Annotated in this window: 26 protein-coding genes, 1 tRNA gene and 1 pseudogene; 14 read left to right on the top strand and 14 right to left on the bottom strand. The window is 47.5% G+C overall.

What is annotated here, in order from left to right:
* Nucleotides 1-70: 70 nt before the first annotated feature.
* The 3 genes from ACIDITHRIX25_RS71985 to ACIDITHRIX25_RS71975 form a co-directional block, all read right to left on the bottom strand.
* Nucleotides 71-400, bottom strand: a complete 330-nt coding sequence (locus ACIDITHRIX25_RS71985) for a thioredoxin domain-containing protein (RefSeq protein ID WP_201732486.1) — start codon at nucleotides 398-400, stop codon at nucleotides 71-73.
* Nucleotides 401-499: 99 nt separating this feature from the next.
* Complete coding sequence (locus tag ACIDITHRIX25_RS71980) at nucleotides 500-1501, bottom strand: MDR family oxidoreductase (RefSeq protein ID WP_052605871.1); 1002 nt, start codon at nucleotides 1499-1501, stop codon at nucleotides 500-502.
* A 329-nt stretch (nucleotides 1502-1830) separates the two neighbouring features.
* The gene (locus tag ACIDITHRIX25_RS71975) at nucleotides 1831-2094 is read right to left on the bottom strand and encodes a hypothetical protein (RefSeq protein ID WP_052605872.1); all 264 of its coding nucleotides are present in this window, start codon (nucleotides 2092-2094) and stop codon (nucleotides 1831-1833) included.
* A 101-nt stretch (nucleotides 2095-2195) separates the two neighbouring features.
* On the opposite strand from ACIDITHRIX25_RS71975, the gene ACIDITHRIX25_RS71970 reads away from it, so the two are divergent.
* Together ACIDITHRIX25_RS71970 and ACIDITHRIX25_RS000000104155 are read left to right on the top strand one after the other, a co-directional pair.
* Entirely contained in the window at nucleotides 2196-3221 is a 1026-nt protein-coding gene (locus tag ACIDITHRIX25_RS71970; RefSeq protein ID WP_201732178.1) for an IS630 family transposase, read from the top strand.
* 229 nt (nucleotides 3222-3450) lie between these two features.
* Nucleotides 3451-3729, top strand: a complete 279-nt coding sequence (locus ACIDITHRIX25_RS000000104155; RefSeq protein ID WP_502756209.1) for an ArsB/NhaD family transporter — start codon at nucleotides 3451-3453, stop codon at nucleotides 3727-3729.
* Nucleotides 3730-4175: 446 nt separating this feature from the next.
* Here the strand turns inward: ACIDITHRIX25_RS000000104155 and ACIDITHRIX25_RS71965 are convergent, their stop codons facing one another.
* Nucleotides 4176-4313, bottom strand: coding sequence for a hypothetical protein (locus tag ACIDITHRIX25_RS71965; protein ID WP_201732484.1), 138 nt, complete (start codon nucleotides 4311-4313; stop codon nucleotides 4176-4178).
* A 159-nt stretch (nucleotides 4314-4472) separates the two neighbouring features.
* Between ACIDITHRIX25_RS71965 and ACIDITHRIX25_RS71960 the strand changes: the two genes are divergently transcribed.
* Nucleotides 4473-5243, top strand: coding sequence for an SDR family NAD(P)-dependent oxidoreductase (locus tag ACIDITHRIX25_RS71960; RefSeq protein WP_201732483.1), 771 nt, complete (start codon nucleotides 4473-4475; stop codon nucleotides 5241-5243).
* Between the two features lie 422 nt (nucleotides 5244-5665).
* On the opposite strand, the pseudogene ACIDITHRIX25_RS000000104150 reads toward ACIDITHRIX25_RS71960, so the two are convergent.
* From ACIDITHRIX25_RS000000104150 to ACIDITHRIX25_RS71950, 3 genes and pseudogenes are all read right to left on the bottom strand, one after another.
* Nucleotides 5666-5785 (bottom strand): annotated as a pseudogene (locus tag ACIDITHRIX25_RS000000104150) (hypothetical protein); the annotation flags it as partial.
* 5 nt (nucleotides 5786-5790) lie between these two features.
* Nucleotides 5791-6291 (bottom strand): transposase, encoded by a 501-nt coding sequence (locus tag ACIDITHRIX25_RS71955; RefSeq protein WP_283770394.1) that lies wholly within the window; start codon nucleotides 6289-6291, stop codon nucleotides 5791-5793.
* A gap of 127 nt (nucleotides 6292-6418) precedes the next feature.
* Complete coding sequence (locus ACIDITHRIX25_RS71950; RefSeq protein ID WP_052607167.1) at nucleotides 6419-6667, bottom strand: helix-turn-helix domain-containing protein; 249 nt, start codon at nucleotides 6665-6667, stop codon at nucleotides 6419-6421.
* 652 nt (nucleotides 6668-7319) lie between these two features.
* Here ACIDITHRIX25_RS71950 and thiC point away from each other — a divergent pair.
* Nucleotides 7320-8978, top strand: a complete 1659-nt coding sequence (gene thiC / locus ACIDITHRIX25_RS71945; RefSeq protein WP_201732480.1) for a phosphomethylpyrimidine synthase ThiC — start codon at nucleotides 7320-7322, stop codon at nucleotides 8976-8978.
* Nucleotides 8979-9587: 609 nt separating this feature from the next.
* The gene (locus ACIDITHRIX25_RS71940) at nucleotides 9588-10160 is read left to right on the top strand and encodes a GrpB family protein (RefSeq protein ID WP_201732479.1); all 573 of its coding nucleotides are present in this window, start codon (nucleotides 9588-9590) and stop codon (nucleotides 10158-10160) included.
* A gap of 413 nt (nucleotides 10161-10573) precedes the next feature.
* Here the strand turns inward: ACIDITHRIX25_RS71940 and ACIDITHRIX25_RS71935 are convergent.
* The 4 genes from ACIDITHRIX25_RS71935 to ACIDITHRIX25_RS71920 all read right to left on the bottom strand — a co-directional run bounded on the left by ACIDITHRIX25_RS71935 (nucleotide 10574) and on the right by ACIDITHRIX25_RS71920 (nucleotide 13895).
* A tRNA-Gly gene (locus ACIDITHRIX25_RS71935) sits at nucleotides 10574-10648 on the bottom strand.
* Nucleotides 10649-10785: 137 nt separating this feature from the next.
* Complete coding sequence (locus tag ACIDITHRIX25_RS71930) at nucleotides 10786-12186, bottom strand: wax ester/triacylglycerol synthase family O-acyltransferase (protein WP_201732478.1); 1401 nt, start codon at nucleotides 12184-12186, stop codon at nucleotides 10786-10788.
* A gap of 369 nt (nucleotides 12187-12555) precedes the next feature.
* Nucleotides 12556-12993: a dUTP diphosphatase gene (gene dut, locus ACIDITHRIX25_RS71925; protein WP_201732477.1), complete on the bottom strand. Its 438-nt coding sequence runs from the start codon at nucleotides 12991-12993 to the stop codon at nucleotides 12556-12558.
* A gap of 83 nt (nucleotides 12994-13076) precedes the next feature.
* Nucleotides 13077-13895 carry a polyprenol monophosphomannose synthase gene (locus ACIDITHRIX25_RS71920; RefSeq protein ID WP_201732476.1) on the bottom strand — a complete coding sequence of 273 codons (819 nt, stop codon included), beginning with the start codon at nucleotides 13893-13895 and terminating at the stop codon, nucleotides 13077-13079.
* A 51-nt stretch (nucleotides 13896-13946) separates the two neighbouring features.
* Here ACIDITHRIX25_RS71920 and orn point away from each other — a divergent pair, with 51 nt between their 5' ends.
* The gene (orn, locus tag ACIDITHRIX25_RS71915; RefSeq protein ID WP_052605881.1) at nucleotides 13947-14486 is read left to right on the top strand and encodes an oligoribonuclease; all 540 of its coding nucleotides are present in this window, start codon (nucleotides 13947-13949) and stop codon (nucleotides 14484-14486) included.
* Here orn and ACIDITHRIX25_RS71910 read toward each other — a convergent pair.
* Both ACIDITHRIX25_RS71910 and ACIDITHRIX25_RS71905 read right to left on the bottom strand, forming a co-directional pair.
* Nucleotides 14483-14977, bottom strand: a complete 495-nt coding sequence (locus ACIDITHRIX25_RS71910) for a glycosyl-4,4'-diaponeurosporenoate acyltransferase CrtO family protein (RefSeq protein ID WP_201732475.1) — start codon at nucleotides 14975-14977, stop codon at nucleotides 14483-14485. The two genes, orn and ACIDITHRIX25_RS71910, sit on opposite strands and share 4 nt — an antisense overlap.
* 79 nt (nucleotides 14978-15056) lie before the next feature.
* Entirely contained in the window at nucleotides 15057-16181 is a 1125-nt protein-coding gene (locus ACIDITHRIX25_RS71905) for a zinc ribbon domain-containing protein (RefSeq protein ID WP_201732474.1), read from the bottom strand.
* Nucleotides 16182-16476: 295 nt separating this feature from the next.
* On the opposite strand from ACIDITHRIX25_RS71905, the gene tnpA reads away from it, so the two are divergent.
* Entirely contained in the window at nucleotides 16477-16857 is a 381-nt protein-coding gene (gene tnpA / locus ACIDITHRIX25_RS71900; RefSeq protein WP_201732473.1) for an IS200/IS605 family transposase, read from the top strand.
* A gap of 192 nt (nucleotides 16858-17049) precedes the next feature.
* On the opposite strand, the gene ACIDITHRIX25_RS71895 is transcribed toward tnpA, so the two are convergent.
* On the bottom strand, nucleotides 17050-18180 hold the full coding sequence (locus ACIDITHRIX25_RS71895; protein WP_201732472.1) for a glycosyltransferase family 2 protein: 1131 nt from the start codon (nucleotides 18178-18180) through the stop codon (nucleotides 17050-17052).
* A 641-nt stretch (nucleotides 18181-18821) separates the two neighbouring features.
* On the opposite strand from ACIDITHRIX25_RS71895, the gene ACIDITHRIX25_RS71890 reads away from it, so the two are divergent.
* From ACIDITHRIX25_RS71890 to ACIDITHRIX25_RS71860, 7 genes are all read left to right on the top strand, one after another.
* Entirely contained in the window at nucleotides 18822-19964 is a 1143-nt protein-coding gene (locus ACIDITHRIX25_RS71890; RefSeq protein ID WP_201732471.1) for an ABC transporter ATP-binding protein, read from the top strand.
* A 69-nt stretch (nucleotides 19965-20033) separates the two neighbouring features.
* Nucleotides 20034-21032, top strand: coding sequence for a carbohydrate ABC transporter permease (locus tag ACIDITHRIX25_RS71885; RefSeq protein ID WP_052604466.1), 999 nt, complete (start codon nucleotides 20034-20036; stop codon nucleotides 21030-21032).
* 11 nt (nucleotides 21033-21043) lie between these two features.
* Nucleotides 21044-21862, top strand: a complete 819-nt coding sequence (locus tag ACIDITHRIX25_RS71880; protein ID WP_201732470.1) for a carbohydrate ABC transporter permease — start codon at nucleotides 21044-21046, stop codon at nucleotides 21860-21862.
* A gap of 173 nt (nucleotides 21863-22035) precedes the next feature.
* Nucleotides 22036-23418: an extracellular solute-binding protein gene (locus ACIDITHRIX25_RS71875; RefSeq protein ID WP_201732469.1), complete on the top strand. Its 1383-nt coding sequence runs from the start codon at nucleotides 22036-22038 to the stop codon at nucleotides 23416-23418.
* Nucleotides 23419-23438: 20 nt separating this feature from the next.
* A complete protein-coding gene (locus tag ACIDITHRIX25_RS71870) occupies nucleotides 23439-24194 on the top strand; it encodes a response regulator transcription factor (protein WP_160291715.1) in 756 nt (251 codons plus the stop codon).
* Nucleotides 24175-25566: a HAMP domain-containing sensor histidine kinase gene (locus tag ACIDITHRIX25_RS71865; RefSeq protein WP_052604470.1), complete on the top strand. Its 1392-nt coding sequence runs from the start codon at nucleotides 24175-24177 to the stop codon at nucleotides 25564-25566. The genes ACIDITHRIX25_RS71870 and ACIDITHRIX25_RS71865 overlap by 20 nt, the downstream gene beginning before the upstream one ends.
* A gap of 900 nt (nucleotides 25567-26466) precedes the next feature.
* Nucleotides 26467-26769, top strand: coding sequence for a hypothetical protein (locus ACIDITHRIX25_RS71860; RefSeq protein WP_052604471.1), 303 nt, complete (start codon nucleotides 26467-26469; stop codon nucleotides 26767-26769).
* The last annotated feature ends 202 nt before the right edge of the window (nucleotides 26770-26971 follow it).

The following is a 26971-nucleotide window of genomic DNA, read 5'->3' as shown; positions in this document are numbered from 1 at the left end:
GATGAGAGCTAGTATTTTCGTCGCACAACTCAAATCTAAAGGTAGCCAATTAGGCGGGAAGCTGTCAAATCTATAGACGCAGTTGGGCTGCAAGAGATCTAATTGGCAGACTTCTCAACGAGACTGCCGCTACCTGTCCCTCCCTCATCCGAATAACCATTGGCACCGAATCAACAGAAAATCTTTTGCGTGCCCAATCGTTGTGATCAACATCAACAATCAAGATCACAATCTCATCGGGAGAGGTTCTTACAAGTTCTTCCAAAGTAGAAAGAACGACCTTAGACGAACTGCTCCACTGTGTAACAAGCCCAATCAAAAGCGTCTGCTTTAGGTAACCCTCAATCATCTCATTGAGGGTTACCTCATCATTGATTTGAATAGGGTCGTACAAAACCAATTATTAATCTCCAGCGCTAACTTACGAACCGCTCACACAACCCAAGTTGGATCCAGATCGATCCTAAAGACCAACCTGGACCGTCGACGATATATTTACTTAGTGCCCTTGCTCTTTTACGTCGACAACTACACGACCTCGAATTTTACCGCTAAGAATATCACTAGCAAGGCCAGATAGGTCGTCTAATGTCTGAATCGTTGTAAGTGACTCCAGCTGAGATCTTGGAATCAACTCCCCAAGTCGTCTCCAAGCAATCTCGCGCCTTGAATTTGCACAAGCGGTCGAATCTATACCGAGAATGTTCACTCCTCTGAGCAAAAATGGCATTACCGTTGATGAAAAGCCAGCACCTCCGGCTAAACCAACTGATGCTATCGATGATCCACTGACCATTTGACCAAGGATGCGCCCTATGGTCGATCCACCAACGTTATCAATTGCCCCGGCCCAACGCTCTGTCTCTAGAGGTCGCTTGGTCTCTTCGGCCAGTTCCTGTCTGGGGACTATCTCATCTGCCCCGAGGCCCTTTAGGTATTCGGTCTCACTCATGCGTCCGGTTGAGGCCGCTACTTTATATCCGAGTTGATGAAGAGCGATGATTGCTATCGAGCCCACGCCTCCTGCTGCACCTGTAACCAAGACTGGCTTATCACTTGAATCTGGAGAAAGGCCGAGACTCTCTAATGCCATGATTGCCAACATAGCCGAAAGGCCTGCCGTACCAAGGGCCATTGAATGGAAAGGAGAGAGGTTTGAAGGCAAAGGAATTGCAAAGTCTGGATTTATCTTGGCAAGGGTCGAGTATCCTCCCCAGTAGCTCTCTCCAATTCGCCACCCGGTTGCAATGACTTCATCACCAATATTAAACCGTGGGTCGCTGCTGGCTTTGACGCGTCCTACCAGATCAACGCCGGGAACATGGGGATAATTTCGAACGAGCCTACCAATACCATTGATCACCATGCCGTCTTTGTAATTAAGTGTGGAATACAAGACCTCGATCTCTAGTCCCTCATGTGGGAGCGCGTCTTCAGAGATCTCACGGACAGAACCCGTTACCTTAGAGTCAACTTCGTCAATTAAAAATGCTCTTATCATTCCTACACTTTATTCCAACAATGTCGAAAGCGGGGCGCAAGTAAAGCCAACAAATCATTGCCAAAGCGCGCGGATCTAGGCTGGTTATGGCCGATCATCATAATCGAGAGCATTGAGATTGCAAATCAAAGACACGGTCTCTGATCACTACAAAATAACTGCCACACCAAATCAAAGAAAGACAACTGGCCTTTCATTCGAAGGACCACAGCCAACAGCACCATTATCGCGCTCAAAAGAGGTCATCTAGAGTAGAGATCAATTGGGCGCATCCACGAGGAGGGTCCACAGACTCATCCCAAGTACCTCTTCATATAGCAAGGATATGGCTAGGCATCGAGACTGGTGATGTCTATGAAGACGCGATCGGCCATGAGAGCAAAGGCAAAGAACTCCCCGGAAGTCCGAGATGCTTTGTGGGGGAAGCACTTTTGGTCACCCTCATAGTCGGTAGTGTCTTGTGGTGGGGCCCCATTAGAGACGGTAAAGAAGTACGGTGAGAAAGCACATAGAAAACCAGAAACTCCCAAGAGGTAAATCAGGGAGACCAAGAAAGAATTGAGGTCGCTTGACCCCTCCCTTACGGAAAGCAATTACGCTCCCGTTGGTTCAAAATGCACTATTCGCATAACACTCTGAAATGCTCCAATGAGCCCTTTTAATTTCTTGTGGGGTGTGTTAATCTTCTCATGACATGCTTACACCCGAGGAACTCGCCACTATTGAAGCATTCATGGCGAAGACTGAAAACATCGACGAATATAAGCGGGCGCTGGCAGTTCTCACCCTTGAAGATGGGAGTCCCCTCAACAGGACAGGCCTCTCTGTCAAGCATGTACAGCGAATTCGACGGTCATTCCGCAGCGTTGGCACTGAGGCATTCAAGGACAAGCGCCATAACAACGCTCCGGTACTTCTCTCAAAGTCTCAAAGAGATGAAGTGGCAATCATGCTCACGACTACAACTCCCAATGACCACGGCTATAGCAGTTCCCCGTTTTGGTCAACACGGATCCTGGCTACAGTACTCAAGCGCAGATACGGTGTTCTCTATGCCTCTAGGACTAGCTATTACGTTCTGTTTCGGGAAAGTAAGTTCAGCTTCCATCTGCCGGGCAAACAGTACGAGAAGGCTGATCCACAAGCGGTAGCTGAATGGAAAGACGAGCAGCAAGAACGTCTGAAAGAGGCATTCTCTGATCCAGATACGGTGATTCTCTGTGAAGACGAGATGGTTCTCACTCAGGCGACAACTACTCAGAAAGTGTGGATACCGAAAGGAACCACACCAGCTGTAATTGAGACCAATGGAACCAGAATGAACCGGAGCATCTATGGGTTTTTGAACCTCAAGACAGGCAAGGAGCATGCATTTGCAACAGAGCGCCAGACTATGCATGAAACAGCGGCCATACTGCTGGCGATCCGCAAGATCTACCCAAGAGAGAAGATTCTGCTTATATGGGATGGGGCAGGATGGCACAGAGGGAGCGTCGCTCAAGAGGCAATTAGGGAGCATCACATCGAAGCAGTCCATTTCCCTCCGTATTCTCCGCAACTCAATCCCCAGGAACACGTTTGGAAGCAAGGGCGCTCTGCTGTAACCCACAATCGCTTCATTCCCAAGATTGAACCAGTCACAAAGGAATTAGTCGACTATCTCAACACGACGACATTCCCATACTCTTTGCTTGATTTCAAGGAGCAAGTCAGAGTGTGAGCTCTATAGATCAAACCTCAACAACGTTTCTATTATTATCGGGCTTACTTTAGATTGGCGTTGTCGCCGCGGCCGATGGTCCATTTGAGGCAATCGGCGGCTTCACAGTCAAAATAAGAGGAAGCGGATTCGTACTTCTCATAGCAATGATGGCCCTGGTGGTTGTCGTAACCGTTATTCTCAACCCTGATAACTCTGTGGTCTTTCTAACCCCTACCTTGATTCATTCATCAAGGACACAAAAGAGCCAAAGGAAGCTTTTGCTTGTGGATCGATCTTCATAGCCAATTCAGCCTCATTGCAGCTGCCAGGTTTCAATCTGACCAATGTCCTGGTGCTTTCTACAGATCACATCAGCGGAGCTAGTTTTGCCGCGCGTATCCTTTTGCCATGGGTGATCGCAATAGTGGCCACCATGATAGTCATCATGATCTGGCGCAGATTGGATCTAAGCCATGCACCCCAAAGTAATTTGGACCACTACCATTTCGGTTGGGACCGGGAATAGCTGGGGTTTCCTTAGCAACCATTGCAGTGCTAACCAAAGCCAGCCCAGTACCATTACTCGCTTTTATTGGATTAGATGCAGCTGCCATTGATCTGTCTTTGGGCGGTTCCCTTTCTAAAAATGCTACTTTAGATGAATCCCATTGCGATCTTCGGCCTCTTTATATTTTCGACATTGCTTGGGGCAATTGGTAGGCATTAGACGCTTCCATCAGATCTGATTTGCCATCTTGGACCATTTCTGACTGCGTGGGTAGCGCCAATCACCACTTTGGCTGCCAACAAATTGTCAGCAGCCACTCTGCTTTCATCGCATCTACCAAAGCATCTCATCAACCTTCTAATTGGATTGGATCTTGGGCCCAATCTCGGAGTATCAGAACCACTATCGGCGATACTGAGACTTAGAATCGCTAAATCAAATAAAGCAACACCATCGATTGCCGCCTATTCGAAGATTGAATGAACCACTGCCATGGTTTCAATCACTCCGGCAGTTCTCGCATTGTTGGCAATTAGCACCAATAAGCGCTGACCCCCATCGCCAATGTACTTCAGAGGAGATTGATGGGCGATTAGTCCCATGATGATTTACCTCTCACTCATGTACCTCTCACTGAACCAGGAAACGTGCTAGGTTAGCGATCTGTGCGCGCTAGCTCGGAGACACTGAGGATCAATCTTTGATCAGCCTCGGTTTCAAAATGCCATGGCTCAAAATAATCAGAATACTTGGGTAGGGAAATGTTTTCACTAAAAGGTGACGTAGCGATCATAACCGGTGCTGGCAGCGAAGGTGGGATCGGCTTTGCCTGTGCCAGCCAACTGGGTCATAGGGGCGCAAAAGTCGTAATCACATCGACTACCACACGGATCTTCATGCGAGTTAAAGAGCTTCAAGACCAAGGAATCCAAGCCCATGGCATCGTTGCAGACCTAACCTTAGAACAAAACGCCAAGCAGATAGTTCAAGCAGCCCTTGAGCTCTTTGGGGGCCTCTCGATCTTGGTAAACAATGCCGGCATGGGGACTATTACGGCGCCTGAAACTTTTATACCTCTTTTCGAACTTCCATTGGCGAAGTGGAAGGAATCAATTGATCGCAATCTTACAACTGCCTTTTTGATGACCAAACATGTATTGCCAACGATGGTTGATCGCCAATATGGACGAATCGTCAACATCGCTTCAACGACCGGGCCAATCGGTGCAGTGGTAAACGAAGGACCATATGCGAGTGCTAAAGCAGCGATGGTGGCACTCACAAAGGCTACAGCAGTCGAACACGCCAAGGCTTTGATTACCGCGAATGCAATTGCTCCGGGATGGATAGCAACACCAGCTCAGACCGAGACAGAGAGTCACCACGGTCTAGCATCTCCGATGGGACGCTCAGGACTACCGAAGGAGGTTGCCAGCGCCGTAACTTTTCTGGCTAGCCATGAAGCTAGCTACATCAACGGACACCTCTTGGTGGTAGATGGCGGAAACCACCTTATCGAAGGGCTCGGATAAGGAGGCCGAAATAGTCATGGCATCGCATTCGATAAAACTCAATTACAAAGAAATACACACAAACCTAAAATTTATAATTGCAGTAGATTACGCGTCAGATTGCAATTAAACATAACGCGTCTATTAAGATCTAAAGTATCTTCACCTTTAGCCCCACTCCTATGCTATTTGGACTTATCTTGGATCAAATCCATCTGTTAACGCACTTGATTAGGTGAAATAATGGCGCCATTTTCTATAGTTCTAACTGTCAATAGAGGCGCTCAATAGCCACTTACTATAAGACAAACCAGGATTCATAGGTTGAGCTATCGATTCATTAGAGCGAAATCGGTTTAAACCCATAGACGACTAAGAGCATGTCTTAGTCGTCTATGCATCATTTCTATAACCTTTTATGGCTCTCCTAACATAGATGTGGATCAAGCAACCCTTTCGTAGGGGAGCTTTAGATCAATCGGACCGCATGAAAGCATCACCAAGCCAAGTGTTGATTTTGCAGAGTGAAGACCATAGCATCTAGCAATGATGGATCTAATTTTATTATTTAGACCCTCAAGCCTTCCATTAGAGACACCCTTTTCAAGCTAGGGGGCTCAATAGCAGCCATAATTCCAGCTTTATGGATTCGAATTGTCTTTGACAATCTGACAAAGCTAGGTATCTGTGATCGTGAAGCACGAGCACACCAGGAATCCAAGAACTCAGCTACTTCGTCATTGGATAATCCACTACCGAATATCCCTCTTAGGGATTCTTTCATCTCTAAGGGCTTTAGGAGTATTGCAGCGGTTGACTTTATTTGACGTAGAGTCTCATTTTGGCGTTGAGTCAAATCACCAGGATTCTTTAGTAATGCCCATCTTGCACTCACAAACTTACGGGCGTAATCTGGAGTAGGAAGTTTTCTCAGTTGGCGCCATAGGTCGCATCTTACCTCCTCCAGGGCCTCAGTGCCCAATTTAACGACATGAAAAGGATCGAGTGCGATTTGAGTATCTGGTGCATGATAAGCGAAAGCTTTAGCAAAAGCTGGTCCCATGTCCATTGTTGCTACTTGTGTGAGAGCTTGGAACGTTGCGAACCAAGCTCACATAAGAACCCATCTAGACTCTTAGCGCTTTTTCCTTCTGCTCCATAGACGATCTTTCCAGTTTCATGATCTGTTACGGGCTCTAAATAACTTGGGTTATGTACTTATGGTGTTTACGATAGGCAATCTCATCTACCTCTATTATTGAGAGCTTCTCTAGTCGCTTTGGATCGATCTCTTTGGCTACTACTCTCTCACAGATCGTACCAACTGTTTTCTGAGCAATCCGGGTGAGCTTCGTAACTGTTGTTTTATCCATCTTTGCGGTTGAGCCGGCAACTAGATGTTCAAAGTCTCTCGTGAAGCGAGATTTACGATACCGGTCACCCAAATGGCACTGACTCAGTGATTACTTCATGATTGGGGCATTTCGGTCTCCGTAGGGCACAAGAGATCCAAGTACGACGTATTCCCATGTCAAGATGTCTCCAGCGAGAGTTGATAAGTTCTGATGTCGTAGCGGTATTTTGTTTTGAATTTACGGCTTATTCAACAACACTTTGGACATGCGAGCTTGGATCGTGCAAGTTTGACATCTACAACAATTTCATCTTTTGAGATAAAAATATCGTTGACAATGACACCTTTAACGTCAAGCAACTGCTTGACTAGAGAGTTAGCGTGCACGGTTAGATCTCCTAAATCTGTGTGTTAGTAACTTCAAATTTAGAGGTCACAAACCGTGCACGTTTCATTCATTGCTTTTAACGACCCAAAAGTTCTTATCGTACAGGCGTTACTTATCGGTTATGGGGTCTTGGTGACCCACATGAGGGTTAGGAGAGCCCCTTTTATCTACATTTTATCGATCCAAATCTCCAGCTAAAAAAGGCAAATACTAAATCTAGGCGTGGAAGTTCGCCACGGGCGACTAGCGTTTGATTCGAAAACACGGGAGCCATATTGCTGAGAGGGATCCGCTAATTGCGGTTAACCGACCGTCTGACCTGATCCGGATAACGCCGGCGGAGGGAGTACCTTACATGAGTGAACAACCATCTAAAGTCTACGTTAATGGTTCCTTATTTGACATAAAAGTACCATTTCGACGAGTGGTGCTCGACGAACTCGATGAAAACTCAAATAACGTAAAGCTAGATCTTTATGATACAACTGGCGAAGATTCCCCTGGGAATAGTGGAATTACGCCGCTGCGACAGAGGTGGATTTCCAACCGAGATGACACCCATGCTATAGATTCAGATAAAACCGATACTGGGGGTTCAGTGCCACCTAGGGTTGCCAACAAAGGCAAACGCCCTACCCAGTATGGCTATGCAAAGTCAGGAATAATCACCCCAGAAATGGAATTTGTCGCAATCCGAGAAGGGGTCGACGTTGGCATTATCCTAGAAGAACTGTCCAAGGGTCGCGCCATTATTCCACTAAACATCAACCACCCTGAAGCCGAGCCAATGATCATCGGTTCACGCTTTTTGGTAAAGGTAAATGCCAATATAGGCAACTCCTCAGTCTCTGCCAACATTGGCGACGAGGTAACCAAGCTCCATACCGCGATCCAATGGGGTGCCGATACGGTCATGGATCTTTCCACCGGAGCAGATATTGCTCTAACCCGAGATGCAATTCTTAGAAACTCCCCAGTCCCGATTGGCACAGTGCCAATCTACGAAACGCTCGCACGGGTTGGTGGAAACCCCGTAAATCTCAGTTTCGAAGCATTCAAAGAGACGATGATTGCACAAGCAATGGGCGGGGTCGACTATATGACAATTCATGCGGGTCTTCGCCTGAGCCACATTCCTCTGACGATTCCACGGGTTACCGGAATTGTCAGTCGTGGAGGTTCGATAATGGCAACTTGGGCACTTGCTCACCATGAAGAAAACTTCCTTTATTCGAATTTTGCTGAGATATGTGAAATTGCTTCAACCTTTGATGTCACCATCTCCCTTGGTGATGGACTGCGGCCGGGATCTATCGCAGACGCTAACGACCAAGCTCAATTTGCCGAATTGGCTACCCTTGGTGAATTAGTAAAGATCTGTCGAGCCCACGACGTTCAGGTAATGGTAGAAGGCCCTGGTCATGTACCAATAAATCGTATCGCTGAGAATGTGCAAAAAGAGGTCGAACTCTGTGACGAAGCGCCCTTTTACACGTTGGGACCACTAACTACAGATATCGCACCCGGATACGATCACATCACATCGGCGATTGGTGCTGCACTAATTGCAAGCCATGGAACCGCAATGTTATGTTATGTTACGCCCAAAGAGCACTTGGGACTCCCAAATGCAGACGACGTAAAAGAAGGTATGATTGCCTACAAGATCGCGGCACACGCTGGTGACTTATCTAAAGGCCACCTGGGGGCAGCACAAAGAGACCTAGCACTATCTCGAGCTCGATTTGACTTTAGGTGGGAGGACCAATTCAACCTTTCACTTGACCCACAAAAAGCTCGAGCCTTTCACGATGAAGAACTCCCCGCTCCCGCAGCCAAAAAAGCCCACTTTTGCTCAATGTGCGGACCCAAGTTCTGCTCAATGGCCCTTTCTCAACGACTCAAAACCTCCGATGGTGAACTTTTGAAACACTCCATGGCAGACAAATCGGCGCAATTCGTCGACGGAGGTGCCGAAATCTACCTATCCATGCCAAGCAAGGTTCGCCCTTGAACCTCCTAGCCACTCGATGATCCGCTAAAACAACAGTTGCTAATTCCAGATCATCGGCCATTTGGCATTCATGGGCAAAAGTCTCCGATGCCATAGCTCGCTTTTGAGCTATGGCACTCAAGAGCCCAACATGAAATCGTTGGCCATATCTATCTGAAACCCAAAAAGGCCCGTTTTTGGAAGCCTTGATCCGACCTCTAAACATTAGAGACTATTGAGACCTTGGCGGTGCTTGTGATCGAAAAGACGCCGAGAAAACCCTTTCAGGCCCGTGGTACCTATGATAACGATTGCATTGCAAACTCAATCCCAAATAGAATCCTCTTTCCTGCTACACCTTTGACGCTTCTCAGGGTAGCAACCGCCAATATAGGGTCATGGATATAACACTTACTTGGAATGTTCCGTCCCAAAGCGAATCTGTAGGCCAATATATAGGACTTTTGCGTTTCTAGCGGGTCCGTTTCTATGGGGGAGGGCCGACATTTCGATGCACTCAGAGTCTTGATCATTTTGCTACAAATCGTCCATAGAAGTTCACGAGATTTCGGGGAGCTCTAATCAGCTAGATAAACTATTCATGAATAATCACAACGATAGGCTGATCAAGTGTACTTAGTCAAACCGTTAGTAGTCAATTACCGCCCCTCATGGCCGGTCGAAGCCGAAGGATTGATTGCTGACCTTCTGAGTGAGCTTGGTAATCTTGCAGATCGAATTGATCATATTGGAAGCACTGCTATCGAGGCAATGGCGTCAAAGAATGTTCTAGACATCCAGTTGAGTGTTTACGATCTCGATGCCTTAAAACGTTTCCGAAGCGGTCTTTTTGAGTCACTCGGATTTGAGTTGTCACAGATTAAATTAGACCATATTCCCGCGGGCCGACTTGATAATTCCAATTTGTGGTCAAAGCGCCTTTGGTTGCGTCGCATAGACGGTGCAATTGATGTAAATCTACACGTAAGGCTTGCTGGATCGCCGAACGAGCGGTTAGCGCTTCTATTTCGTGATTGGTTTAGAGCACACCCTGAAGCGGTAGTAGCCTATGGTCAATTCAAGCTCGCCCTTAGTCAACTCTGTGACGACACCGCCACTTATTCAGATACCAAGGATCCGATAGTCGACGTTATAGCGGTCGCCGCCGAAGAATGGGCTGCTGCAATTGGGTGGAACCCCTGATTTAAAGAGCGTTCTCTCTCCTCAATTAATCTCTTTCGGGGGATATTTTCGTTGAAAGCTATCACCCACTTATTCAGAAGAGTTCATGTGAGTTTCATCCATCTTGATTTTGCCAATATTGGTTCCTTGACGATGGGTGTCTCCTGTATTCTTTTTATAAGAAGTTCGCAAAAACGACAGCATTTCGCAAAAACGATGTTTGACTAATGGCGGCCTCGTCATTGAAGTAAATGGTGCAGGCGCCACTCACTCAAACGTAATGGTTCGTTCAGTTTTTAGCGGTGTCCAGGTATATCTCTAACCCGTAACCTAACGAGTAAAGTAACGCACTTCATTTTGAAAAAAAGACGAAGACGGCGCTCTTAGCGTATGTCTTTGATTATGAACAAACTTTAGGGGATTACTATTCAATTTGGAGCGGACGACGGGATTCGAACCCGCGACCCTCACCTTGGCAAGGTGATGCTCTACCACTGAGCCACGTCCGCAACTGCTCTAACCAGTATAACCGCACGATCGTCAAGGTCATTCACTTAAAGAAAATCCGATTACAAAGTTGTAACTTATGGATCCAAGCCAAAAGCCTTGGCAACAATTCAACAAAACTGATCTTGCATTAATGCTTTCAAGCCGCTGAAAATATCGATTCAAGCAGCTCCACTGCATCGGAGATGGCATCCCCAAACTTCACTACATCGCCAGCCAATTTAGAGTCGCCTACCAGCCCTAGAACCATTTGCCCACTGTAGCTTACAGCGGTAACACTCAAACCAGTTGAATCCGCTAGAGGACCAAAGGGAATAACTTCCTCCAGTTTTGTTCCTGCGAAAAAGAGTGGTTGATCTGGACCCTTAACACTGGAGATAAGAATATTAAAAGCGGGGCCTATGTAATCAAATGCCTTTAGCTGATGTGCCACCCGAGAAAGTGCCCAGGTGAAAAGCGGTGGCACATAGTGCGTCAATCGAACTAGTTCAGCAAGATCGGCTTTGCGATGAAATCTTTTCGCAGCCGAGGTAGCTCTGGCTATCTCGATAACTCGATCCTTTGGATCTGTGATCGAATTTCCTAAAGATACAAAGAGAGCACTGATCTGATTTGAACCACCTTGATCATCCCGGCGATGATTGGCCATAGGCATCATTGAGACGAGATCAACTCCACCTTGCCAATCCTTACCTTTGAGGTAGTCATCTAGTGCGAAGGAAACTATTGACATCAATAGATCATTCACTGTGACATGTGCGGCTTTGGCTAAAAGTTTGAGCCTCGTTAGAGGAAACGTGATTGAATGAGCCACTCTTTCACTTGTAAGCGCTCCGTTAATAGGAGTCTTCGGTGCGGCAAATAGGGGTTTTAGAAGCCTAGAGTTGTCGGAATCTGAGGTAAAACTTAACCACTGAGAAAGGGCCGAAATCGTTTTACGGGCGTCCTCAGGGACCGATTGAAACTTATCGATTAACGAGTTCGCAAAGATACCGACCAGATTCGCCATTCCTACCTCCTCTGCTTCGACCGCGACTGCCTTGGGTCCCCAAAATTCCCTCGGATTAGCCTCAAAGTCAAAGAGGTTGGCTAATACCTCTATACCCATAATTCCGTCGATCATAGTGTGATGAAGTTTGGCAACCAAGGCAAAGCGCGACTTATCTAAGTGCGGGAGGACCATAATCTCCCACAGTGGCCTAGCCTTATCGAGTGGAATGGAGATAAACTCACCCGCAAGTTCAACCAGACGGTCCCTATCGATTGAATCTAGAACCCCAGCCTTGACGTGGTTGTCAATATTGAAGTTGGCATCATTCGTCCAATATGGCTCTCCGAGTCCAAAGGGAATCTCAGCGATCTTTTGACTAAAGTGGTCCATCGCGTGAATGCGATCGAGAATCTGTGCCTTAGTCGCAGCGAGGCGTTCCTCAATAGGAATCGAGGTACCGTCGAAGATCAACACAACGCCAATGTGCAAATGCATTCCGGGTGAATCCAGATAATAGAATCCCGTATCGAGTCCACTTAGCTTTTGCACACTACCCCACTACCTAAAACGCAATCTTCATGAGATCAGCCCATGAAAACCCCTAATAATTCCCGATAAAAATAGATTCTATTATCCCAAGCTACCTATTTCAAAAGAAACGGACCATAGACCAAGGAGGAGAGATTGATTTATCGTTCCATAACCCATTAGATTTGAACTCCTTATGATTTACCCATTGATCATCTTGTGATATTTTGATAAGTTCCAGCGCCCATCAGCCCATATGATCCCTTGATCGGAAGCCAATGTAAGGTGCCAAGAGGGGTTTATCAATTTCAAAAGCTAAAATCCCGCATGAATCCAAGAGAGATGTTCTCACCAAAGCTCTCGGCGGCTACCAATAGAACTGGCTCAAATTCAACCTAACCCGGAGGATCCAAAACCGCCTCGATCTCTGTCTGTACCTTCAAGTTCTTCAACTTCCTCAAAGATAAATTGTGAAACTTCAACGATAACCAGTTGAGCAATTCTCATTCCTTCTTCTATGGCGAAGGAGTTCTTGGGGTCTAAGTTAATTAGCGCAACCATAAGTTCCCCGCGATAACCCGAATCAATAAGTCCCGGAGAATTAGAGAGTGTTACGCCAAATTTGCTCGCCAAACCCGAACGAGGCAAAATCAAGCCCCCAAAACCCATTGGGATCTCTAGGACTATGCCGGTTCTGATAGTTGCCCTTTGAAGCGGTTCAAGAAGATAACTCTGAATCGAATAGAGATCGCTACCACCATCGCCGTCGTGGGCGTATCTTGGCACCTTGCCTCTAGGGTCAACCCGACGATACCTTATTACTGACATAGGCAACCACATGAGAATTCAGTGACTATCACGAAGAAAGGGCCTTTGCTTGGACTTCCAACTTAAAAACTACTTTTGAGTTATTATCCCTTAATTGAAGAGACAAGGGTTCGCACCACGCTCTTATTGCCCTTGTGATAAGGAACAAAATCGGTGTCATTGCCTCGTAATTGACGAAAACGTCTCTGGAGTCCCCATACGCTACAAAGGGAGATCGCCTCGATTACTATCATCCTTGACATCTTGGAGACGCCTTCGGTGCGTTGATTGAAGATAATCGGCCGTTCTGCGATCTTGGCACCAAGAAGAGTTGCCCTAAAGACCATTTCGATTTGAAATCCATATCCATCAGCGCTCACCGTATCAAGATCGATCGAATCCAAAAGCGACGGACGATAAGCTCGAAAACCTGAAGTCGCATCCTTGACTGGGATTCCTAACGCGATGCGAGCATATATGTTCCCACCCATGCTAAGTGCAAGACGGCTAGGCGATAGCCCAGGTGATTCGCCGCCGGGAATGTACCTAGAGCCAATGGCCATATCTGCGCCATCATCTAAAGCATTCAAAAGCTCAGGAAGCGCCTCGGGCTCGTGTGAGAGATCAGCATCCATCTCAATCACTGCAGTCGCACCCGATTCGCGTGCCAGTTTGAAGCCAAATCGATATGCAGAACCAAGACCAGACTTTGCAGGACGAACCCGAATATCGATGTACTCGTCATCAACCACAAGAGCCTTCACCAGATCCGCTGTACCATCAGGCGACGAATCGTCAACTACAATCACACGGGCATTTGGAACCGCCAGGCGAATTCTATTTAGGGCGCCTACGATATTTCCAGCCTCATTGTAGGTTGGAATCACAATAAAAGGTTTTTGACTAGGTCTGATATCGGTCACGATTCTCCTTTACCCTTACATCATACCCCCAAGATAGCTAGACTTCGTAGGGTGCTAGTTTGGATAGATCTTGAAATGACCGGCCTCGACCCTAAGAGGCATGTAATAGTTGAAATTGCGACAATCATAACCAACGATGAATTAGAAGTTATAGAAGTGGGCCCTGACCTGGTTATCAACGCTTCGGAGGAACAGCTTTTAGAGATGGATAGCTACGTTAAATCCATGCATTCCACTAGTGGCCTTTTGGAGGAGATTCGAAGTTCGACAGAAACCATCCAGAGCGCAGAGACAAAGACGCTTGACTTCATAAAGTCCCATATTAAAAGCCCAAGAAGTAGCCCTCTTTGTGGAAATACAATCGGTACCGATCGGCGATTTCTAGCTGAACATGCTAGCTCAATTGATGATTATCTTCACTATCGATCGATAGACGTCTCTTCGATCAAGGAACTTGCCCGGCGATGGGCTCCTAAAATTTCAGCTGAAACGCCCACTAAAAAACGAGGACATAGGGCGTTGGACGATATCATGGAGTCGATTGAAGAGCTTCGCTACTACCGCGAAAGCTTCTTCAAAAAGGACTCCTAAGAACCTTTCGACTCAATCTTACGCAATAAAAGTTCGAATCTGTAGGTCGAAAATTTAATCGATAACAAACATGGAACGTTAGCGAAAAAGACGTAAATACCCATAGTCACACCCATCCAATACGGATTGAAGAAAAATGGAAAAATCCAAAGGATGATCAGGATCTGATGGACGAATGATGCACGGACAAATTCCTTTTGCATAGCCTTCATCCCATCGAGGTCACGACTTCCGAGGTGAGACTTAGAAACCCCACCGCCAAAGAAACCACCGGCTTCGGGCAGGTACGACTTCCATCTATCGACCCTCGTTCTCATCCGCAAGAAAGAGATTCTATCCGACAGCGAGCGCCCACTTAGGCGCTCTAGTCGTGGAGATAGCCACCTAAGGGGTATTTTGGAGGCGATAAATCCAACCAAAAAACTCATCGATAGCCAATAGATACTATCGATGACCACTAAGGCCCATAAACCGTGAAAGGGTAGCTTCATTGAGAGGTGAACCTCCCCGCCCTTACGGACGGGGCTTCTGGCTCCGCCGTTTGGTTGGGGTTACCAAGCATCGCTCCCGTCACGCCACCACGACCAACTGGTCTGGTACCGATGAATCGGTACTGGTGGATGAGTTTGCTAGCTTCGGCTTGCTAATCTGAGTTGCCTCAGACAAGGCCCGGTTCTGGGCACTACTTCGGGCTCTGGCCTTGCGGCACTGCACCTTGGGGTGTGCTTCACGTTGATCAAGTGACCAACGTTCGACAGCCCGGAGATACGTGACTCGGACTTTTATGTCCGGTCCAATTGGAGTGTATTCCCCGCATAACGCCTTCTGGAGGATATTGATCGCTCCTACAGCGTCTCGATGACAAGTAAAACCACAAATAGGGTTCTTGCATCGGTAGGGCCGACCTGATGGTCGATTGCGTGTCAAGCACGCTGGACAGGTCTTGGTTGAACCTGATTCGTTCAGGAAATCTAGGTCTAATCCGGTCTTGTCTTTGAGGTAGCGTTCCTGTCGACCCCTTGACCACTGGGAGAATTGTTGACGACCGTGGCGGCCCATGCGCCGCTTGGACTTGGTCTCCTTCTCAATACCCCTCACGTCACCAACTATAACTCTGGCGGTGTTGTGGCTAATGACGTGATTGGCCGCCTTGTTGGAAACCTGATGATCAAAGTCACGAAGCGATAGCTTTGCTTTGGAGTTGATCTTCTTCTTCGCAGTTACCAGCCTTTTATGCTTCTTAGATCCATTCTTGCACTTGCTGATCTTGTGCTGTAGTTGACCGACGGCCTTGTTTCTTTGTCGTTTGATAGCTCGGGCTTCGCGTCCATTGATAATCGTTACGTCTATGGTCTTGTCATCTACCCAAGTAGCTAGCGCCATAGAGTTGATGATTCCTTCGTCGATAGCGGTGACGGCGTCTCCATGGGAACTTACGCGCACCGTCTCATAAGGGATATGCAGACTGAATCGTCTTTTATCTCTATCCCAGCACAGTTGAATCTCACCCCATAGCCCAGGGTCAACTTCTTCGCCAGTTGCAGAATCTAAAACGGTGGGAATAGAAAGATCTATACGTGGACGGCCCCTACCTAGTGACAGGTGGAGCTGACTTTTGGAGATACGCCAGCCAGAGTTCTTCGAGAACGATAGAGGCCGGTAGTTCTTCTTACGCCAAGGAGATCGGATCTTCATACCTTTCTTATTGTTTGTTCTAGCTGTGGTTATGGCCTCTGAGAGATCGTGAGCGATTGTCTAAAGTGGTATGGGCGTGTAATGGACGGTCTTGGCGAGGTATTGAGTTGAGGAAGGCTTGAATGTCGTACTTATTAGGAGAGCGCTTGGCTTTCCATTCGCCATGGACCCAATTGACCGCTTGGTTCCATAACAGTGCTGCTCTATGGCACGAGTCATGGGCTAGACGATAAGAGGCCCCTGTCAGAGTGACGGGCACGATAGCTGTTGTATACTCTGTGCTTCTACTAGCCATTTGATAACTAATATAGCATTATCTACTAAGGACTATATTTCACTACATGACGATGATTGGCGCAATGGAAGGCATGTGGTATATCAATTACATGCACACATCGTCTTGGTACCTAAATATCGACGTAATGTCATGACCGAGAGAGTTAGTGACGAGATCAGATCTGCCCTCATTGAGGTGTGTACTCGTTTCGATTCCACCCTTGATGCTTTTGAGACAGACGGCGATCATGCCCACCTACTGATCACCAACGCAGCTAAAGTTGCCCTGTCGAGACTGGTGATGTCTATGAAGACACTTATCGCCATGAGAGTAAGGGCAAAGAACTGGCCCGAAGTCCGAGATGTTTTGTGGGGGGAGCACTTTTGGTCGCCCTCCTAGTCGATAGTGTCTTGTGGTGGAGCCCCATTAGAGGAAGTGAAACAGTACATAGAAAACCAGAAACTCCCAAGAGGTAAATCAGGTAGACCGAGAAAGAATTAGGTCGCTTGACCCCTCCCTCACGGAAACCGATTGCGCTCTCGTTGGTTCAGACTTCTCCGTTAGGTCGGGCACAACTTCTAAATCGGTAGCCTATCTTTGAAGCGACCTCCCCTTCCATGAAACCTCTCCCCCAAAGATCACCTTGAAACCCGAGCGCACCAATACCCAGAGAAAGACGAAAAGAGCAATCGGATAAAGGAAAAAGAGCACCGATGAGTACCTACCTATTTCACGACTTGCAATCCAAACCGTTACGGCCCCAAAGAGGTATCCCCCGATTGCGATAAAAAAGCCCTGGCGACCAGAGGAGAAAAACAATTGTGGAATCGGATAGAGCCACATCGTAATAACCACAAAAGTTGCTAAAAATGATAGTCCGGCGACACTCGTTGCTCCTTTGGCGAAGTTCTTTGTGAACCCCGCCACCATAGAGCTAAAACCATCTGGATACATCCTAAACCAAGCCACTTTTCTAGAGGATGTAACCCCAATGGCCAAACCAGCCTCTTGATAAAGTTGCGCTAGGGCTACATCTTCAACTATTTGGTCATGGACCTCGGCATGTCCACCACTTTTGCTATAGCTCTCTCGAGTGGTAATAAGTACTGGACCAAAGATCGCCTTGGGCCGCTTTGATTTGAAAAATGAGATCGCCCCGGAGGATAAGAGGGCGACCAAATTGAAAAAGAGAGCAAAGGATTCACCCAAGGTGAAACAGAAATGAAACGGTTGGACCGAATAAAGGTCGACCTTCGCCTCAACAACATCGCTAATTAACCTAAGGACTCCCCTTTCAATCCTAACATCGGCATCTAAAAATACCATTATCGGATTGCTCGTCGCCTCAGAGCCGAGGTGGCAAGCGAAGTTTTTACCGATCCAACTCGGTGGAAGTTCTGTTGATGAAATTACCTTCGCCCCCTTTGCGCTTGCGATAGTCGCCGTACCATCCGACGAATCATCATCGACCACCAAGACCTCAAAGGATGAAAAATGTCTTGCAAGATCAGCGCTGCGAATCGCATCAAGACAGTCGCCAATACTTTTTTCTTCATTACGAGCAGGAATGATTATAGAGATACCCAACTCACCTAGGGCAAAAAGTGATCCGGAATCCAAATCATCACTCTGGCCCTTTCCAGCGAATAGAGACCTACCCCCTAAGAAAAAAAGCGCCAATAGGCCCAGAGGGTAAATTAGAGACAGGTGAAAGGCCACCATCAAAACCTTAGCTACTATTCAGTTCAAGTAGCCATCCGCAATTGAAAAGCACGGTTGAGAACACAATTGAAGAGATCCATCTAAAACTTCTACCGAAACCACGTCGAATGGCGAACCGCCAAAATGGAGACTTTAACCTCAAGGAGACAAGGCTTCGAAAGCAAAATACTTCCTGAGCAGATTGTAAGGAAGACGTGGCTCGAAAATTTAGATCGAGAGCTCAAAGTTAAAAAATTCAGAACTATCATATCTACACCTTCAAGGTGATCACATAAAACCTTAGGGAAATCTAAGAATCTAGCCCAGTAGGGTTGCAACCAAGGCCAAAGAAATCTCATCCAAGCCATAGATGTGAAAGCTACAAATCACCTACCGAATTCACTGACCCAAGGGATCGATCCTTTGATGGGCCAAAATCTTTCGAATGGCCCCCATCAAGGTCTTACTTACCATATGAAGCCAAAATGCCAAAGGTTAACAATTTAGCAAAGGACTAATTCACGAAATATTCAGCCCTGGGTACCTTTGGATATAACCCCAATTAATTCACACCAAATAGAAAATAGGTACAGAAGAGGAATCGGCAATTATGTCGTCTACCTAGAGAAGTAGTTTTACAGAAATCGAAAGGTGATCATACCTTGACATCCATAATGCTGGAATCACTGACTAAATCCTACGGAAAGGCCGGAACGGCTGTCGTAGATGGGATCAACCTTGAAATTGAAAACGGTGAATTCGTCGTCCTCCTAGGGCCATCTGGCTGTGGCAAAACCACAACTCTCCGAATGATCGCAGGTCTCGAGAAGGTAACCTCAGGGAGCATCAAATTTGGCGACAAAGTGATGAACGATATCCCTGGTGATCGACGCAACGTTGGCATGGTCTTTCAGAACTACGCCCTCTATCCACATATGTCGGTCTTTGAGAACCTCGCATTTGGCCTAAGATCTCGAGGAACCACAAAGGTCGAGGCTGCAATTCGCGTGGATGAAGTTCTTGAGATGCTCGAACTAAGCGCGATGAAACGACGCAAGCCCAGGGAGCTATCGGGTGGTCAACGCCAACGGGTCGCTCTTGGTAGGGCCCTGGTGGGTAGACCTTCGGTCTTTTTGATGGACGAACCTCTCTCTAATTTAGATGCGAATCTCAGAGAGCAGATGCGAATCGAGATAGGCAAACTCCATCACTCACTTGGCATCACAACAATATATGTAACCCATGATCAAGGCGAAGCCCTGACCCTGGCTGACCGCATCGTCGTCATGCACAATGGAACCATAAAGCAAGTTGCAAAACCAAGAGAGATCTACAACTCCCCGGCCGACTCGTTCGTGGCAAAATTTATTGGCTCCCCAGGAATGAACTTGACTGAGGTTGAACTGCGTACCGATGGCGATCGCATTAGGGGCGGAGAGGCTATATCGCTTCCCAGAGAGGCAGCCCGAGTAGTAGGCTCACACCTAAATAAAAAGGTCCTACTCGGGATACGACCAGAACTACTCTCTCTAGTCGGCGACGAAAACGACGCAAAAATCGTAGGCGAAATCCAATTGGTAGAACAAATGGGAAGCCAACTGCAAACCTATTTCAAAATAGAGGGTCCCAGCAGTAGCCAAAACTTTATTGCTAAGCTTCCCCCAGATTCCACCCCACGAATCGGTGAAAAGATAGCCCTCTTCGCGCGCCCTAGCGACCTACGCTTCTTCGACGCCCTTAGTGGAAACGCTTTAGATCGATTGCTTGATATAGATGAAGTCAAGGCAGAGTCACTAGTTGGATAGAACAATGACCACAAAAAGTGCAAATCCAATCGAGATGAAATCAATTCCAGAAAGCGTGTCTAAATCGAAATGGCTCTAAAGATCTCCAACAGACCAACTACCCTTCCAGGGGTAGACCTAAAGCTAGAAGCTACTAAACCTCGTAGATTCGAACGTCAGCGAGATATGGCACTGATGGTTAAGGAGAAGCTCGTTGGCTATGGCTTGATCCTTCCTGCTGGTGCAGTCTTTCTGGTCTTTTTCTATATACCTGCAGCCTATCTGTTGGTCATAAGCTTCTTCCACTGGGGCATACTTTCACCTACGGCAAATTTCGTCGGCCTCAAAAACTTTAGAATCCTATTTCACCAGCCGTTATTTTGGCGATCTCTTGTCAATTCTGCCTATTACACACTGGTAATGATTCCTGCCACGACCCTATTGTCACTAGCGGTCGCAATGTTGCTTAGAGATGGTATGCAATCCAAGCGAGGTGGCATCTGGCGAGCTGCCGTCTTTCTGCCTCACGTTACCCCTGTAGTAGCCACTTCGATCATATGGGTTTGGGTCTTTAATCCACACTTTGGCCTGGCAAACTACGTACTAAGCCTACTTCATCTTCCGGCACTCGGATGGCTCGAAAGTACCACTTGGGCACTACCAGCCGTCATGATAGATTCCCTGTGGCACTCTCTTGGACTATACGTAATCATCTTTCTGGCTGGGCTATCTAGGGTTCCCCGTGAACTTATAGAGGTCGCAACTCTAGACGGAGCGAAGAAATATAGGATCTTTCGGCGAGTCATATGGCCACTGATCTCACCTACTACCTTCTTTGTGGTCATTCTTTCAACTGTAAATACTTGGCAAGCATTCTCCCAGATCTACACGATGACCGGCGGTGCACACGGAGGAGCTGGTGGTCCAGCATTCTCAACTACGACTGATGCAGTATTGATCTTTCAAACGGCCTTTACCTATCTCCACTTCAGTCTGGCGGCGGCGATGAGCTTCATCTTGTTCTTCATAATCCTCACACTTACAATGGTCCAGAAGTGGATCTCAGATCGAATCGTCTTCTACCGATGAAAGCTACCGCTATGACCCCTGGACGCATTGTCAATCGAATCTTCGTGGTTCTTGTAAGTTGTATATTTGCATTTCCACTTTATTGGATGGTGGTAACAGCATTCAATACCCATGGGGGAGTATTTTCGATACCACCTCGGCTAACGCCAGCGATGCACACCGGCGCATTTAGCTACGTCGTCACCCATACGAATTGGCTTCACTACATTGCCAATACCGTCTTAATCGCCGGATCGACCGTCCTGTTAGTCCTGATCACCTCGGCAATGGCTGGTTACGCACTCTCTGAAATCAAATTTCGAGGATCATCGGTCTTTTTCATAATGATCGTAGGCGTAATGATGCTCCCAACCCAAGCCCTTTTGATTCCACAATATTCAATAGCGCTCCATCTACACCTCCTCAACACCTACATAATTCAGATCATACCATTTGCGGCATCCACCTTTGGAGTCTTTCTGTTTAGGCAATTTTTCAAGAGCCTTCCCAGGGAGTATTGGGAAGCAGCCCGATTGGAAGGCGTTGGACATCTAAGGTACATTATCAAGGTGGCAGTGCCCTTGGCCAAACCAGCGGTACTAACCGTGGCCCTTCTAACCTTCATCTCCTCATGGAACCAATTTCAATGGCCCCTAATTATGACCACTTCACATTCTGTTCAACCTATCGAAGTGGCATTGAGCCATTACATGCAAACGTTCGAGGCAAACTGGAGAAAATTGACCTCAGCGGCGATCTTGGCACTTACGCCGATCGTAATCCTCTTCTTCCTTCTGCAACGCCACATCGTGGCGGGGGTTGCTGGAAGAGATAGCGGGGTCAATATCTGACCCCTATTCGAATACACCTCTAGCTCCGACCATACCCCTTGTGTAATCAAGAGATCCAACGAGCTGGCGGCAGTGCGAATTTACCACCTAAAAAAAGATGGCCATCGACTCCGAACGTCGACGACCATCTACACAACAACTACTAACACATAGTCGAAAGGTTAATTCTAACAATGCAAGCTTCGCAAAGAGCCAAAAAATCTAAAGTTGATCCAAATTCCATCCAATCTTCCATGGCTAACTGGAATTTCGCGAAGTCCAAGACAAGGAGGAATCTACTCGGCTCTGCAGCTGCGGCAGCAATAATCCTTAGCGCATGTGGAAACTCAAGCGCATCCGCGTCAACAGCTACTACCAAGGCCGCAACCACGGCAGCACCCGTTTCATTTTCTCTCTGGGAATCACATAATGGCGGCCCAGTTGGCGCTGCAGTCACGGCTCTCGTCGACAAGTTCAATGCGAGCCATCCAAATATCACGGTCAAGGTAGTTGTGACGAAGGCGTCATCAAAACTTCCAGCTGCAATTGCCGCTGGAAATCCGCCAACGCTAGCTGAAATTAGCCACTACGATGGGACACTCGTAAAGGGAGGTGCCTTAGTTTCATGGAACTCCTACCTAAAGGGATCCAGTGAGCTAACCCAATCCAATGTCTTCCCATCGGTTTGGACTAATGGTTTAGTCCAAGGACAGCACTATCGAATCTTGGCTAGCGCGAAGGTCTCAGAGGTCTTCTACAATGAAACTCTCTTCCAAGCCGCCGGCATCACGACAGCGCCAACCACGTGGGCTCAACTTGCAACCGACGCTGCCAAACTAAAGAGTTCAACTGTTATTCCAATCGGTTGGAAGGACTCCTCGGCCCATATACTTCCAGCGATTCTAAGCAACGGTGGAAGTATGCTCGCCGGCGGAAACGCCGTTGGAACGTCGGTAAATTTCAATAACGCCGCCACAACCTCAACATTTACTTACTTCAAAAATCTATACTCCTCAGGGGATCTAGTCTTTGACCATGGTACAACGCTGCGACAAGATCTGGCATCGGGCCATATGGCAATGATCGATGGCACATCAGCTGGTGAGCAAAAGCTGCTAGATGCGGTCGGTGGAAAGTTCAAGGTAGGAGCATTCGTTGAACCCGCTGGCTCAACTGGTCATGCGGCCAATCTGGTCCAAGGGCTCGGCTTTGTACTCCCAAAGGGACACAGTCCAGCACAAGACCAAGCAGCATGGACCTTTGTATCGTGGTGGCTTCAACCAGCACAGCAAGTATATTGGGATGAAAATACTGGCTTTGCTCCCGAAACCCAAACCGGCGCTAGTGCCCTTCCGGCCTCGTTTCTCTCGACCCACTCTGGACTAGCTGCATCGGTTAAAGCGATGCAGTCGCCATATACCTATGGACGCCCAGTAAGCGACCGTTACGCACAGGTCCAGGCAGAACTTGACTCAGCGTTTCAACAAGCTGTAACTGGTGGTATGACTATAAGTACTGCGATTTCTCAACTTCAAAGTCAAGGCAACTCCTATATGAGTGGAGCAAGCGCAATTTAGCCATGGAGTCTTTGGATCATATGCAAAAGGCAGTTAGTTCACCAAAGGGCGACGAGTGGATTGGTAGAGTCCTCCTGGTTGAGGACGACCTTGAACTCGCCAGTGCGCTTGCGCGTCGAATGGAACAGGAATACTATCGCGTCACGATCTCAAATAGTGGCGAGTTAGCGATACAAGAACTAAGCAAAAATTACTTTGACATCTTGATCCTAGACATACTCCTACCAGGAATGTCAGGGCTGGAGGTCTGCAAGATTGCAGTTCAGGGCTGGCCCGAACTAGCGATCTTGATGATCACCTCCCTCGGCGGCGTCGAAGACGTAGTCAACGGGTTAGAACTCGGCGCCGATGATTATCTGGTAAAGCCATTTGGTTTCGCGGAACTCAAAGCAAGATTGCATGCGATCCTTCGAAGGGGCGATCGCGCTAACGAAAACAAATCGTTGGCGCGATCGTCTGGCGGAAACGAAGTCGACAAATTCGGCGACCTTGCTCTAAGTCCCATCGACCGAAGCGTTACTTATCGCGATAATACCATAATCCTACGACCACGAGAGTTCGAGATACTAGACCTATTTCTAAGGCGGCCTGGGGTCGTCCTTACACGTAGATCCGTGGAGCTGATACTACAAAACAAGGGAACTACGCTCTCCAACGCCACACTGGACTGGCACATTCACCAGCTTCGAAGAAAACTTCAGGCCGAAACCGGTAGGCCGTTCATAAAAACGATCTACTGTGTTGGCTGGTGTCTAGATGAAAATTGGAACGACTGAATTGTCGATGAGAATGCGGATAGTCTTATCCGTGGCCGCGCTCACCTTATTTATCACTGTCGTAGCGAGCATTGGATTTGACGCATATGTCGGCTCCGCTACTAGAGCTACCCTGGAGCGCTCTCTGAGGGGGCGGATGGATCGCCTTCAGATTGCCACACAACGCCACTTAATCCAACTAAACACCAGCGGCAAAAAGATAATTCTGGTTCCGGATCAATCGGTATCTCAGGTATTGTCAAAGAATCTAAGGATCTTATATACAACCAAGGTAGCAGGCGCTAAAGCACTGTTGACCTGGAGCCAAATGAATGGACACCTTGGCAAACCGTACTACATTACCCTCCCCCACCAAGGTTCATCGAGCCCCTATATTCTTCTAATTGAGAAGATCCCATCGACTCACGGTGAGCTAGCTATCGTTGGGAGCTCTACTGACAAAGTTGACGATTCGCTCAATATCGCTGAGGAACTCCTGGCTATCGGAGGCATCAGCGCAATAATATTTGCAAGCCTTGGTGCAGGATTACTCGCCTCGATCGTGCTAAAACCTGTAGAACGAATGCGAAAGCAGGCACAGGATCTCTCAAAGGGCCACTCGATGGATCGACTCAGCAACCCCGGAACCGGCGATGAGCTGGCTGCTTTGGCCGACACCCTAAATGAATTTTTAACTAAAATCCACGACTCCACCCAACTGCAGCGTCGATTTATCGCTTCCGCTAGCCACGAATTGCGAACGCCCTTAGCTGGGATGAAAGCGGAACTCGACTCCCGATGGTCTAGCTCGTTCGGGAGCGACCCGGCGATTTTGATGGATCGAATTGAAAAAAGAGTCGACAATCTCATCTATCTGACCGATGGCCTCCTCAAGGTGGCACAAGGCCAAAGCAAAACCATTCCCCTTAAATTGACCGATAGTGATTTGGAATCAGTCATCTCCGCAACTCTCACAAATCTCTCACCACAGGCAAGTGCCGCCCAGGTCCGACTCGTTCTAGATGTCACCCAAGATGTCCATGCCTACGTTGACCCAGTGAGAATCTGCGAAATATGGGAGAATCTGACGTTAAATGCGATTCGACATAGCAGACCTGGAGGTATCGTTGAGATAACTATCGATCAAAGTTCCACACAGGCCATAATTGCCATTCGTGATCATGGTGACGGCTTCGATCGGGAGATTCTCGACCACGTCTTCGAGCCTTTTGTCAGCACTAGTCCTGGCTCAAATAACTTTGGCCTAGGTTTAAGTTTGGTTAAACATCTGGTGGTGGCTCACGGAGGCGAAGTGGAGGCAAGAAACCACGATCAAGGCGGAGCCGTAGTAACTGTGCGACTTCCAAAAGCGAACCCCGTGGCGGGGTCGTAAAAATCCAAATCCAATCTCTGCTTGGACTTAGTTCAATACCGCTCAGTTGAACACCGGCACACAGATCTGAGGCGGATGCTCAAGTTTAGGCCAACTGTGGTGATAAAAGCGTTTGATCGCCCACTTCAGGACCTTGCGCTTGACTAATCGAGGGTTGGAACGCAATCGAAGCGGCGGGTTGAGACGCATTAAGAGGGTATCCATGGCAAAGACCAAGATAAGTTCTGCTTCGGTTGTTCCTACTGGGGAACCCGATACCCTCAACTTAAGGTTGAGACATTACACTCAGAGGTAGCATCACCAGTGTTAGGGATCCTCTTGGGATAGGTCGTTTAGTTGGGTCAGCGGGCCGGCTCGAATAACGAAGAGTCCGCTTGGCGTGGCGAGGATTTGACCCGCCATGACATTGCCTATTTTTGACCGAAGCGATAACTCTAAGTGTGGCGCCTATGCATTGGTCAATCGTTTGTGAGAGAAGGGGGGGGGAAGCGGCCGGGTCTCCAACCGGGCCGCGCACTGCATCAAGACCAGTGATAAATGAGATTAGTAGCGGGTCTTGCTTTGTCATCTCGCCAGCTGCGACGATTAGCTCACGGATCGCAGGTTAGGCGCACAATAGCGCCCAAAGTTCTTGTTGTGCTCCGTCTGGGGTCTTGGTGAGTATTCCAAAACTCTTTACCAATCATTCCAGTAACTCTTTACCAGTGCTTTTAACCTACCATAGGGGCCATTGTGAAATGACCGTTTTGGCGTATTCGACAGCAACGCATTTACTCAAAATGGTTGCTTAGAATTCAAGAGCTCCCCTTGAGCGTTTCTTTGGATCCAAAGAAATAAGCAGTCCCGTAATTGGATCTGAAAGTTGTGTTCTTAGCTCCATTGAATTCGAACTAAAGAGGTTTGATTCCAATACGTAGTATTGGAATCGGTTACCCTTCTTTTTATTATCTGTTTATCGGTAGTAGCGATGATGGGACGACTCATCATCGCAAGAGAGCGCATAAGACCAGTAGCAATACTGGCCATGCTCAAAGAGACGAGAACAACTCTCGGACAAGTGAGAATGAAGTTCGAGACGAGAACCTTGAAAAAGGTGAAATCGCAATGAGTGAGCTCACTACTTATCACTCAGTTTCAACGGTAGCCATCTTGGTGCTTTCAGCAATCCCTCGATTACCCGATCTCTTTTCGTTGTTTGATTAGGGGTTTCAACATTAAAATTTCAATTATCGTCTTTGATCCAAGCCTTTAATCTTCTTGGTTTATTAGCTCCTGTTGTCAAATTGTGGCCCCTTATGCAATTGACGTGATCTCTCGTCGTTAGAACTCCCGGGCCGAGAGCCCTAACTCCAAGTTGACCTTTAGCCGAACAGTTAATAGAAATGGAGAAAGGGGAGAACTGGGA

It is taken from the genome of Acidithrix sp. C25, from assembly GCF_904848545.2.
This window is presented reverse-complemented; position numbering and strand designations above follow the sequence as displayed.